This window comes from Shewanella sp. 10N.286.52.E4, from assembly GCF_041468785.1.
GTDB lineage: Bacteria > Pseudomonadota > Gammaproteobacteria > Enterobacterales > Shewanellaceae > Shewanella > Shewanella electrodiphila.
In genome coordinates this window covers 25,869-37,834 of the sequence record NZ_JBFRJJ010000039.1, presented here as the reverse complement: position 1 = coordinate 37,834, position 11,966 = coordinate 25,869, and the positions used below count along the sequence as shown (strand labels likewise).

10 protein-coding genes are annotated in these 11,966 nt (G+C 42.9%); 4 read left to right on the top strand and 6 right to left on the bottom strand.

The features are described from left to right. The first annotated feature begins 182 nt into the window (after nt 1-182). The gene (locus tag AB4153_RS18610; protein ID WP_248956840.1) at nt 183-521 is read left to right on the top strand and encodes a cytosolic protein; all 339 of its coding nucleotides are present in this window, start codon (nt 183-185) and stop codon (nt 519-521) included. Nucleotides 522-1,186: 665 nt separating this feature from the next. On the opposite strand, the gene AB4153_RS18605 is transcribed toward AB4153_RS18610, so the two are convergent. The 3 genes from AB4153_RS18605 to AB4153_RS18595 form a co-directional block, all read right to left on the bottom strand. Next, entirely contained in the window at nt 1,187-1,924 is a 738-nt protein-coding gene (locus AB4153_RS18605; protein ID WP_102529538.1) for a fumarate reductase iron-sulfur subunit, read from the bottom strand. Next, nucleotides 1,924-3,912: a fumarate reductase flavoprotein subunit gene (locus AB4153_RS18600; protein WP_371998356.1), complete on the bottom strand. Its 1,989-nt coding sequence runs from the start codon at nt 3,910-3,912 to the stop codon at nt 1,924-1,926. Before AB4153_RS18600 ends, AB4153_RS18605 begins: the two co-directional genes overlap by 1 nt. 69 nt (nt 3,913-3,981) lie before the next feature. Beyond that, on the bottom strand, nt 3,982-4,722 hold the full coding sequence (locus tag AB4153_RS18595) for a fumarate reductase cytochrome b subunit (protein WP_102529536.1): 741 nt from the start codon (nt 4,720-4,722) through the stop codon (nt 3,982-3,984). Between the two features lie 383 nt (nt 4,723-5,105). Between AB4153_RS18595 and prmA the strand changes: the two genes are divergently transcribed. The 3 genes from prmA (at nt 5,106) to fis (ending at nt 7,456) form a co-directional block, all read left to right on the top strand. Then, a complete protein-coding gene (prmA, locus tag AB4153_RS18590; RefSeq protein WP_102529535.1) occupies nt 5,106-5,987 on the top strand; it encodes a 50S ribosomal protein L11 methyltransferase in 882 nt (293 codons plus the stop codon). Between the two features lie 173 nt (nt 5,988-6,160). Then, entirely contained in the window at nt 6,161-7,129 is a 969-nt protein-coding gene (gene dusB / locus AB4153_RS18585; protein WP_102529534.1) for a tRNA dihydrouridine synthase DusB, read from the top strand. A gap of 18 nt (nt 7,130-7,147) precedes the next feature. Beyond that, the gene (gene fis / locus AB4153_RS18580; RefSeq protein ID WP_055023591.1) at nt 7,148-7,456 is read left to right on the top strand and encodes a DNA-binding transcriptional regulator Fis; all 309 of its coding nucleotides are present in this window, start codon (nt 7,148-7,150) and stop codon (nt 7,454-7,456) included. Between the two features lie 90 nt (nt 7,457-7,546). Here the strand turns inward: fis and AB4153_RS18575 are convergent, their stop codons facing one another. The 3 genes from AB4153_RS18575 to AB4153_RS18565 all read right to left on the bottom strand — a co-directional run bounded on the left by AB4153_RS18575 (nt 7,547) and on the right by AB4153_RS18565 (nt 11,878). Beyond that, a complete protein-coding gene (locus AB4153_RS18575) occupies nt 7,547-8,290 on the bottom strand; it encodes a peptidase (RefSeq protein ID WP_371998355.1) in 744 nt (247 codons plus the stop codon). Further along, nucleotides 8,290-9,027, bottom strand: a complete 738-nt coding sequence (locus AB4153_RS18570) for a peptidase (protein ID WP_371998354.1) — start codon at nt 9,025-9,027, stop codon at nt 8,290-8,292. The genes AB4153_RS18575 and AB4153_RS18570 overlap by 1 nt, the downstream gene beginning before the upstream one ends. Nucleotides 9,028-9,133: 106 nt before the next feature. Then, nucleotides 9,134-11,878: a TonB-dependent receptor gene (locus tag AB4153_RS18565; RefSeq protein WP_371998353.1), complete on the bottom strand. Its 2,745-nt coding sequence runs from the start codon at nt 11,876-11,878 to the stop codon at nt 9,134-9,136. Nucleotides 11,879-11,966: the final 88 nt, after the last annotated feature.

The following is an 11,966-nucleotide window of genomic DNA, read 5'->3' as shown; positions in this document are numbered from 1 at the left end:
GAAATGCTGTTGTTTCCCTTTCGTCTGGTGTGGGCGAAGCGCCACGACTTTGATTTAGACGTTGATTTAAATTTTTATCCAAATTTAGTAATCAATCGCCAACTAAACCTCTACTACGTTCTCCCCTGATAGTGATAAAATCTCTGCATCAGAATTATCCAGAAACTAGGTATTTATAAACAATGTTTATCCATCATGTTAACGACATCGACTGGCTAGTGATTACAGCTTTTGAAGAACTGAAAACGATGTTTATCGAAGAAGCAGGTGCTATCCCATCTTGCTTCTCTAGTGCCAGTGAATTGAGCCTGATTGATCAAGCCAAGCGCACTTATGGATATTTGCCTACACTCAGCGGCGTAATCACCGATACTGGTACATTTCAAAGTCAGGATAACGAAGAAGATTTAAGCCCACAGCTTGCCTGCCTAGTTGAGGGACGTGGTCGGGTGTTTATTTATCACGACGGCTTTGTGGCTTTTGTGGATGACGAACAAACCTTTATTACCCGAATGGACTGAAATTATTCAATAAGCTGAAACTCGCATCCCTAGCAAGAAAAAGAGTAAAAGCGAGTTACAACCTCTAACTTTATACTTCATTTATTTTAGCTCTATTACAGAAAGGCATGGCTCAATCTAATCCATTACCTGCCGCAGCGTTTTATGCAGATACATCCATATTTTCGAGGGTATTAACACATCTACGCTGGGATTAGTGTCTCTTCGATTTAACTGTATTCGCCACTAATAGACACAGAACAAAACCTTTCAGAATCAATTTGAATTGAGGTCATCGAGAAAAGGACGTGAGCTTGGCATGGATGCCAAGTTAGCTTTCGTTAGGCCACGGACGGCCTATCGGAAGCGTTAGGCCTTTTCGGCAACGGCCGAAGCAGGCACACATGAAGTTTGAAGCTGGATCGAACCCCATCGAAAATTATGCGTTTTTCAGCATTTTTCGTCTGGGGCGCTAAGGGTTTCCAAAGGGGCGCAAGCGCTTTGCCCCTTTGGTCTGGTGTGGGCGAAGCGCCACGACTTTGGTTTGTTCAAATAGCAATCAAGGAATAAGGCAAAGCTTATTCCATATGCCAACCGCTATTTAATCACATAGTTAATAACCAAGCCCATCAACAAAAAGCCGCTGAACATTGCTGTTTAGCGGCTTTTAAATGCTTAGCTACAAATTAACAGCTAACAATAGTCTGCGCCATTTTACGGCGTAAATAGGCAATTTGCTGCATATGGGGCAAGTCTTTCGGGCACGCATCCTGACAACCTAGTAAGGTCATACAGCCAAATACACCATCTTGATTACCTATCACATGATAGAAATCTTCAGCGCTACGGGTATCACGGCTGTCCATTTCAAAACGGGCGATTTTCATCATCCCAACCGCGCCAACAAAGCTGTCTTTCATTTGCTTAGTCGCACAAGCTGATACACAGACACCGCACTCAACACAACGTTCTAACTCATACAGTTTCGCCGCTTCAGCAGGGTCCATTGGCGTTTCTAAACGATGGATATCAATATCATTCGCATCAGGTTGTAGCCACAATTGTAAACGCTCAGCAAGCTGACGCATAAATTTGCCGGTGTTAACGGATAAGTCGCCAATCAGTTCAAAACCAGGCAATGGCATCAGTTTAATTTTGCCATCAGGGAAATTAGCCGTTAAGGTTCGACAAGCCAAGGTCGGTTTACCGTTAATCACCATGGCGCAGCTACCACAAATACCCGCGCGGCACACAAAATCAAACTGCAACGATGGATCTTGTTGTTCACGTAACAAGTTCAATGCAATAAACACTGTCATACCTGGCGCTTCGGTGATCTCGTAAGTCACCATTTTTGGCTTGTCGTTTGGATCTTGCGGATCATAACGAAAAATTTCAAAACTAATCGTACGTGGGCTAGTCATTACTTCTCTCCCGACACAGCAATCGTGTCACTTAATCTTTCATTACGAGGACGTAATGTTTCAGGTAAATCAAAAGGCATAATGGCCGCTTGCTTATCAAAACGATCTGCATCGTCACCCAGCTCTGCAAGGATGTCAGCGATTTGAGTTTCACGGGTTGCAGTATCAGGATGCGCTACGGCATTATCATTACCGTAACCACGATAACCTGGTGGTAATTCCATTTTCATTACATCAAGCTGCTCGTAACTTAACGTCGGCTCCAATGCATTTTCATTAGGCCAAGTTGATAAAGTTCGGTTAAGCCATTCTTTGTCGTTACGTTGTGGGTAATCTTCACGGGCATGGGCTCCGCGACTTTCTGTACGTGCGTTAGCACCGCAGGCAACGGTTAAAGCAACACGTAACATACGCGGTACGCGCAATGCTTCCACTAGCTCAGGGTTGGCATGGCGTTTCTTACACTTAAGACCAATATTCTTGCTGCGCTGCAGTAAGTCTTTTAACTCGGTAATGGCTTTTTCAAGCTCAGTGCCATTACGGAAAATGCCCACGTAATCCATCATAATGCGTTGCATGGCGAGCTTAATTTCAAACACATTTTCAGTGCCGTCGCCTACAAGTAAGTCATCAATTTCAGCTTGTAACTTGCTCATGCTGTTATCAATAACTTGAGTGTTGATTTCTAGGGTGTTTTTTTCACAATAATCGGCCACATATTTTCCGATAATCATCCCACCGACAACGGTCTCAGCCAGTGAATTACCACCTAAGCGGTTAAAACCGTGCATATCCCAACAGGCTGCCTCACCGACACTGAATAAGCCTGCAAGTTGCGGACTTTCACCAGTCGCATTAGTGCGGATACCACCCATAGAATAATGCTGTGTTGGCCTAACTGGGATCCAATCTTTTGCAGGATCAATCCCTAAGAAGTTTTCGCAAATTTCTTTCACTTCACGTAAGTTGGTTTCAACGTGTTTACGGCCAAGCAAGGTTATATCGAGCCATAAATGTGGCCCATAAGGGCTATCAACCCCTTTGCCTTTTCGCATATGTTCGGTCATGCGACGAGAAACCACATCACGTGAGGCCAGCTCTTTCTTTTCAGGTTCATAATCTGGCATAAAGCGATGACCATCTTTGTCACGCAATAAGCCACCATCACCACGACAGCCCTCTGTGGTTAAAATCCCCACAGGCACAATCGCTGTTGGATGGAACTGCACCGCTTCCATGTTCCCTAACGTCGCAACGCCGGTATCCAATGCCAATGCTTGGCCGATACCTTCACAGATAATTGCGTTAGTAGACACTTCATAAATACGGCCATAGCCGCCAGTTGCAATCGTGGTTGATTTACCAATATAGGCACGTAGCTCACCCGTCACTAAACAGCGTGCAATCACACCATGACAGCGTTTGCCATCATGGATAAGCGATAGTGCTTCAATGCGCTCATGAACTGGAATATCCATCTCAATGGCTTTGTTATCAACGGCATATAACAGTGAATGTCCGGTGCCATCAGCGGTATAACAAGTACGCCACTTTTTAGTGCCACCAAAATCACGGGCGTTAATTAAACCATGAGCTTTTTCTGCTTCAGTAATGGTCACCTTTTCAGCATTCACCACCACTTGGCGATCGCCTGCGGTAATGCGTGACCAAGGTACGCCCCAGTTAGCCAGTTCGCGCACCGCTTTGGGCGCACAATGGGCAAACATGCGCGCGACGTCTTGATCGCAGCCCCAGTCAGACCCTTTTACAGTATCTTGGAAATGAACATCTTCATCGTCGCCCATCCCTTTAACCGTATTACCAAGGCTGGCTTGCATGCCGCCTTGTGCTGCAGCTGAATGAGAACGCTTAGCAGGAATTAGCGATAACACGACTGTGTCTAAACCACGCTCTTTTGAAGCAATAGCCACACGTAAACCAGCAAGGCCTGCGCCGACGACTAATGAGTCTGTATATATAATTTTCACGGATACTCCTTAAATACGTTATGAGCCATGAATGCAATGCACTCTGGTTCATCTACAACTCGTTAGTCTTTAGCTCGGCACAAATGGAGTCACGGGTAACTCCAATGATTGACCGATAAAAATATAAGTAAGCAAACTAGCGATACCAATAATCATCAAGTACACCACCATCACTTTGGCAAGCTTTAACGCAGCCATGCGTTTAGTGGTAATGCCCCATTTAATGGCAACGCGATACAAACCAAACATGGCATGAATGACCACTGCAGGGAGTAGCAATATATAGAGCATCCACACATCTTGGTGATAGACCCGCTCAGCGGATAAATGCGGTCCAATTTCAGGATTAGTGATCATGTCAAACAAGTGCACTGGCGCGAGGAAGAATAAAAGAAAGCCAGTGATCAACTGCCAAAACCAAATTTTAGTATCTTGGTGCGGCATAATTGTCATTTGGCTGCGCAGTGCTCGCCATTGTTGGATTTGGGCAGGGAATCGTCTTAATGCAAACAGAGCATGCACTAATACGACGATTAACATAAATGCCGAGACGAATTTAGTCGTTACAGGAAAACCTTGTCCGTTGTCGCTGAACATACTGCCTTCAAGAAAATGCGCCACATGATAAAAGGCATCTTTGCTGATCAAAATGCTCGATTCAAAATGCAAATGCATAATAATGAAAAAGCCTAACAACAACCCGGTAGCACTTTGTAATTTATCGGCTCTGGCTGCCCAAATCGGGTTCAAATACCCTTTTGACGAGACGTCATGAATCTTTTGTGTTTGAGTTTGCGATGAAGCAGTCATAGTTTCCATGCCTGTTAATGACACATTTCTGGTAAATTTAGCTTATCAGCTATCCCTATTTCTCCTTGGCCATAAAAATTAAATCGTGATCAAGCTCACTTACCATTGATCGTCTTTTAGAACTTGATCACAATCACAAATTGTTCAAATTTAAGAACTCAAAATTTTGTTTATCTTTCATTTATTTATAGTGACATTCAAACAAAAGTACGAGTTACACTGATTTCGTTATGAATATTAATAGGTTAATCATTAACCAGTTGTTAAAAGTGCTAAAACAAGCCTTTCGATGCAAATATGTAATATTTCACTATCAAATGCTGCTGTTTTAGCCTTCAAGCAGGTACAATACGCGATTAAATTATTCTCATAGGAAAAACTCCATGCCTTGGATTCAACTTCGCATTAGCACTAACAGCGACCACGCCGACGCACTCGGTGATCTTTTAATGGAGCAAGGTTCTGTATCAATTACCTATGAAGATGGTAAAGACACCCCTATTTTTGAGCCTAAATTAGGTGAAACGCCACTTTGGCAAGACACCATAGTGATTGCATTATTTGATGCTGGCACTGACTTAAGTCCAACAGTGAGTTTTTTAGAAACTCTGCCTTATTTAGGTAAAGGGTTTAAACATAAAATTGAACAAATTGAAGACAAAGACTGGGTTCGCGAATGGATGGATAGCTTTCACCCAATTAAATTCGGCCAACGCTTATGGATATGCCCAAGCTGGCGCGACATTCCTGAGCCAGAGGCAGTCAACGTCATTCTTGATCCTGGTTTAGCTTTCGGTACAGGCACACATGCAACAACGGCGTTATGCCTTGAATGGTTAGACGGTTTAGATCTTTCAGATAAAGAAGTCATCGACTTTGGTTGTGGTTCGGGCATTTTAGCCATCGCCGCCCTTAAACTTGGTGCGAAAACCGTCACAGGTGTTGATATTGACTACCAAGCGATTGATGCATCGACTGCCAACGCTGAACGTAACGGCGTTGCAGATAAGCTTGCTTTATACTTACCAGAAAACCAACCAGAGAATCTGCAAGCCGATATCTTGGTGGCTAACATCCTTGCTGGCCCACTTCGCGAGTTAGCACCACTGATTGCAGAAAAAGTGAAAACTGGCGGAAAATTAGCTTTATCAGGCCTCTTAGAAGAACAAGCAGAAGAAATCTCACAGTTTTATAGCCAATGGTTCATCATGGATGAAGCGGCTCACAAAGAAGACTGGAGTCGCTTGACAGGTACCCGCAAATAACGGTAAAGGCAGCGCATCCCTTATGGCAGCTAGATCTACGCATAAGGGAGCAATGACTACTCTCCAACTAAAAGTCAAGTAAAAAAGTTACATTTAGTTCATTTATTGACCTTTTCAGGAAGGCAAAAAAGGGCTAATATAGCGCCCCTTTGACGAGCAAGGTGAATAACGCAATGCAAATTGGCCCGTATCAACTGAAGAATCAGCTGATTGTGGCACCAATGGCAGGTGTCACCGATCGCGCTTTTAGAAACCTCTGTTTACGCTATGGCGCAGGTCTAGCGGTTTCAGAAATGCTTTCATCGAATCCTGAAGTTTGGGATACCGATAAAAGCCGCCAGCGCATGATGCATTCTGGCGAAGAAGGTATACGTTCAGTACAAATCGCAGGTGCAGATCCTGAATTAATGGCAAACGCAGCTCAGTTCAATGTTGAACAAGGTGCGCATATCATTGATATCAATATGGGTTGCCCAGCGAAAAAAGTGAATAAAAAGCTCGCAGGCTCGGCATTAATGCAAGATCCCCAGCTAGTAAAAGAGATTTTACAGGCTGTAGTTAGTGCAGTTGATGTTCCTGTGACATTAAAAATTCGCACAGGTTGGCAACCTGAACATCGTAATGGTGTTGAAATTGCCCGCATTGCAGAAGATTGTGGTATCGCTTCGCTCGCCGTTCACGGTAGAACGAGACAATGCATGTATAAAGGCTTTGCTGAATACGACACTATTAAAGCAATAAAACAAAATGTCTCACTCCCTGTTGTTGCCAACGGAGATATCGACAGTCCAGAGAAAGCTAAGTTCGTCTTAGATTACACTGGCGCCGATGCTGTAATGGTAGGACGTGGAGCCCAAGGCAGACCGTGGATTTTTAGAGAAATCCACCACTACTTGGAAACAGGTAAAAAATTACCGCCAGTTGAGGCGAGCGAGCAACGAGAAATCATGCTCGAACACCTTAACAAATTGTACGAATTGTACGGCGAATACAAAGGTGTCCGATTTGCCCGAAAGCATATGGGATGGTACCTAAACCAAGAAGAACAGCGACAGTTCCGTGCTGACTTTAATAGGCTTGAAACCGCTGAACAGCAATATTCCCTAGTGGAATGTTACTTTGATGAATTAGTAAATTTTTAATATAAAGAGCAGAATAGAATGTTTGATCAGACAACTACTAACACAGAAGTTCACCAGCTAACCGTAGGTAAGATTGAAACCGCTAACGGTACTATCAAGCCACAACTATTACGTGACGCAGTTAAGCGTGCAGTAACAAACTTCTTCTCTCAGTTAGACGGTCAAGAAGCGTCTGAAGTTTATGAAATGGTTTTAAGTGAAGTTGAAGCACCACTACTAGACATCATCATGCAACACACTCGTGGTAACCAAACACGTGCTGCAAACATGTTAGGTATCAACCGTGGTACTTTACGTAAAAAATTAAAAAAATACGGCATGAACTAAGAAGCAATTCTTAATTTGTTGTATTAAAAAGGCTTTCCAGAAATGGAAAGCCTTTTTTGTTATTAATGTTTGAACTTGCTGCTCAACTTGCTACTTAAGCTTAAATCGATATCGCTTTAATACTAAATTATCTATCACCCAATACACACCGGATAGTGACAATAGCAACATCATTAATCCAAACACCCAACTAAAGGGGTTATTGAAACTGCCTTGGTGCAGGTAATCCATAAAGTGCAGCTTAAACATCAAATCGGCTAAATCAGTGTGATCATTTTTATGGCCAACCAATCGACCATTGACAGCATTAATGTAAATTCGGGTATTCAAATCATCACTAATGCTGACTTGCCACAATGGGTTACATTCTTTGGGCCACTCTTTAAAACTTGTAGATAATTGCCTGTGACTCTTTATTTCGCCTGCTCCAGTATAACTTTGCAAAGCGATTGATTCAGCCAAGTCGGCATCAATAAGGACTTCTTTGCCGCTATAAGCATCGACCAATACTTGCTGTTGGCAATCGTGTAGATATCGCTGTACTTGCTCATCTAGTAAATACACAGGCTGGTTATTAAGCACAATTGTACTAACCTGCTCCATCGGTTTAAATCGCTCAAGAATAGATGATAATGGCTCTAGATCATGACTACTAAACGCAGTTAAATCTAGCGGCGCTATACTGCGATAATAATGAGTGCCTTTCAGATCTTCACTTGGGGTGATATTGAAATAAATACCTGTTCCTAGCCAGATTAATAATTGAATGCCAACAACAGTCCCCAGCCAATAGTGACAAAACCTTAGCCAATGTTTTATTTTTTTGATTGTCATTAGCAATACCTCTTGCGGCGCTGCCAAACCAATACGCCACCAGCAAATACAGCGATAAAAGAAGCGATGGCAGTATAAAATAGTAATTGATTATCAATGGCTTCACCGTCGTCATAATCCATGATGTGCCACTTCCAAAATAAATCAAACAAGCGCCAATACTCATGTCTTCTTGTCACGACTTCGCCAGTTTGCGCTGAAATATATAACGTCGATTGGCCGATATCATCAAAGACCACTCGCCATACGGGTAAGTGCTGTGCAGCTAACTCTGAAGGTAATTGCTCCAGTGGGGTTTTATCGTTAAGCAAACCAATAAATTGAATTTTTGCAGTTGGAGATATTGATTGCTGATGTTGAAAGGATTGCGATATCTGCTCTGCCTGCGACTTTGAAATAGCTGCAAGTTGTTGGCCTGATGCTGCATCAATTAACAGGGATTGGTCAGTGAGCTTCACTTGGTAAATCAACTGTGTGTTGATCACCGTTAAGGTGATTTTTCTCGCTTCTGGAAATGATTGATATACTTTTGCGATGGGGTATTTGACCGCTGAAGCGCTGATTTTGTCTGCTCGCTCCATCGCAATGTGGTCGCTACGAATGAAGCCGATATCCATTAGTACAAAATAGCTACCAGTGAGACACCAAATGAAGATCGGAATGGCCAATAGCAACATCAACCAACGATGAACAAACTGCGCTGACGATACCTTTTTTAGCGTTTTTCTAGAGTTCAAATTCGAATGTTACCTGTATTTCTTATTATTAGTGGTGGTTCTACTCGCAAGACTTTAAGCATAAGCAAATGCTAAGTTACCCTAAAAATTTGCTTATTCACAATAGTTACATTACCCATTTCAACGCAAGATAATAACGTCGCCCCATTAAATCATAGGTCATCGTGTTGGTGTTTCCGTCTGTGTAACTTTGATGATATGGCGCTTGTTTATCAAATAGATTATCGATACCAGCCGTGAACCCTAAACTACGGGTTAATTGGTAATAAAGCTGTGTATTATGATAGGTCACAGCGTCTACAGAATCACCAATATCACCTGCAGCGGCGTATTGATCATCCGCCTCGCCAATATATTGAATGTTATAGCCAAAGCGCCAATCATCTTTAGCAATATCAAAATACAAATTTGAACGCCACTTGGTATAACTGCCGTCATAGCCAATGGTGCCAGCCCGTTCTTCTACTGGTGCACCTTCATAAGTTTGCAGGTTATATTCATCTAAATAACTGACTTCAAACGAGGTGTTTGTGGTGAACTCACCAAAGTCCTTTTGATAGAACATAGCTAAATCGACACCTGATACTTCTTCTGTTGCTGCATTTCCTAATTGGGTTTGCAAATAGGTAATTTCACCGGTTTGCTCGTCGCGAATAAAGTGCTCATCGTTGCAAAAAGGGTGGCTCATATTGGCACTGTCATAACAGGCAGCAAGTTTACTTGAGCCATTGACTGAGTTAATTGCGTTTTCAATTTTTATGTCATAGTAATCAAGCGTGACATTCAGCCCCTCGATAAAACTCACATCCCACACAACACCGACAGTGAATGTGTCTGCCTCTTCAGGTTGTAAATCTGCGTTACCACCACGGTCAGTTAATATAGTGCCTTCATGGTTAAAATCCATCGGTACGCCTGCAGCTTGGCAATTGGCAAAACGATTAGAGCTTGGGTCAAGTAGGCTCCAGTCGCTACAAGGATCTGTGGTGTTCATTGAACCTTGGCTAATGCCGCCAAACAGTTCAGGAATATTAGGTACTCTAAACGCAGTCGATTTGGTCGTACGAAGGGTGAGCTGGTCATTCAGCATCCACTGTAAACCAAGCTTATAGTTAGTATCACTGCCAAACGTATCAAAATGCGAGTAACGCACAGCAGCGGTTAAATCAACGGCTTTAGCCAGAGGCTTATCTGCTAACAGCGGAATATAAGCTTCTAAATACACTTCATCAGCGGTGTATTCTCCACTAATGGGGTCCTGTTGGCTGGTATTTGCTTCACCAATTATTGCTAAAGGATCAGGGTTACTCCAGCCCTTTTCTTTTCGATGCTCAATACCTGTGGCAAAACTCATAGTACCTGCAGGAAGTTGCCATAAGTCACCCGTTAAATTGGCAGTTAGACTTAATTGTTCATTTCCTCCATCACTCATCATATCGAATAAGAAGTAATCGAGCATTTCAGGGGTTAGTGAGCCCTCTCCCCAAAAATCAGCACAAGGTATATTCGGATCAACACTGCAATTATCGTAATCAGTTGCCTCGCCTAAGCGAGTGTTGTTAATCACATTAGTGACTTCAAATGAACCACGATTACTGCCGTAATTAACTGCGGCATCCCATTGCCAACCATTGTCTAAACCCCCTTGTAAACCGGCTACAACTCGCCATGTATCTGTTTCAATATTAAATTCACGAGGCGCTTCAGCTAAACGGCGGCTGTTAAGTAAAAAATCATTCTCAGTGGGGTTAGACTCATGCCAGCTTGGTATTGTAATACCACTGACAGTTTGCGGAGTTGCGGGCAGTGTAGAACTGCGATGGGTATACATCGCCTCTGTAAATAGCTGCACATTGTCAGTTAAGTCGTACTCGCCTGAGGCAAAGACATTAAAACGCTCATTTGGCTGCACCGCATTAAAGTATTCAAAATAGTTGTCTCTATCGCTACTAGTATATTCATCACTACCATTAGGTGATAATTTCACTTCATCACCGATTGTATTGCCATTTTCATCCAAGTAATAACCACGACCTCCTGGTAATGCAGTGCTGCCGCCACAAACTAATTCACCATCAACTTCTGTTAATGGACATGGGGCGCGACTGGTCATTTCTACCGCGTCAGTTTTATCATAACTTAACGCAATATATCCGCTGCCTCGCTCACCAACTTTCCCCACTGCTAAATCAAATTGATATTGCTCGCCATCACCTTGTTCAGTCATGCCCGTTCTTGCTTGAAACTCAACACCATCAATTTGGTCTTTAGTAATAATGTTAACCACACCTGCGACAGCGTCGGCGCCATAAACAGCAGAAGCACCATCTTTTAATACTTCAATACGCTCAATGACGCTGACAGGAATAGTATTTAAGTCCACTGACGAGTTAGCCCCCGTGCCGCTGTTTACCATTCGTCTGCCATTAAGCAGTACTAAAGTTCGGTTTACCCCAAGACCTCGAAGGTTCACTTGAGTTGAGCCATAACCACCATCAGTCCAATAAGCATTAGTTTGATTACCGGCAAACCCTGCAGAAGCAGACATTCTTTGCAATACTGCATCCACTGACGTTGCGCCCATTTGGGCAATATCATCAGCGGTGAACACTGCCATTGGTGCGGTTGAGGTGATTTCTTCTCTTTTTATCCGACTGCCAGTAATGCTAATTTTTTCCATCGATTTCAAATAAGATGAGTGGCTTGCTGCAATGGACTCGGTCGCCATACTGTTAACTTCAATATCGTTCACTTCAATATCGTTCGCTTCGATATCAGATGAGGCAACAGAAATAAATGAACATAACGTCGCAGAAACCAATAAAGCGACCTTAGAAAAAGAAAATCTCACTGAATTCACCATGACAACCTTTAGTAGTATGCAAAATAGTTAACGTAATCACACAATTATTTAGCCGTTCAACGTGCTAAACAACTTA

Bases quoted from the DNA above. Each gene is read 5' to 3' on its own strand.
- AB4153_RS18610 (WP_248956840.1), top strand. From the start codon at position 183: ATGTTTATCCATCATGTTAACGACATCGACTGGCTAGTGATTACAGCT.
- AB4153_RS18605 (WP_102529538.1), bottom strand. From the start codon at position 1,924: ATGACTAGCCCACGTACGATTAGTTTTGAAATTTTTCGTTATGATCCG.
- AB4153_RS18595 (WP_102529536.1), bottom strand. From the start codon at position 4,722: ATGACTGCTTCATCGCAAACTCAAACACAAAAGATTCATGACGTCTCG.
- prmA (WP_102529535.1), top strand. From the start codon at position 5,106: ATGCCTTGGATTCAACTTCGCATTAGCACTAACAGCGACCACGCCGAC.
- dusB (WP_102529534.1), top strand. From the start codon at position 6,161: ATGCAAATTGGCCCGTATCAACTGAAGAATCAGCTGATTGTGGCACCA.
- fis (WP_055023591.1), top strand. From the start codon at position 7,148: ATGTTTGATCAGACAACTACTAACACAGAAGTTCACCAGCTAACCGTA.
- AB4153_RS18575 (WP_371998355.1), bottom strand. From the start codon at position 8,290: ATGACAATCAAAAAAATAAAACATTGGCTAAGGTTTTGTCACTATTGG.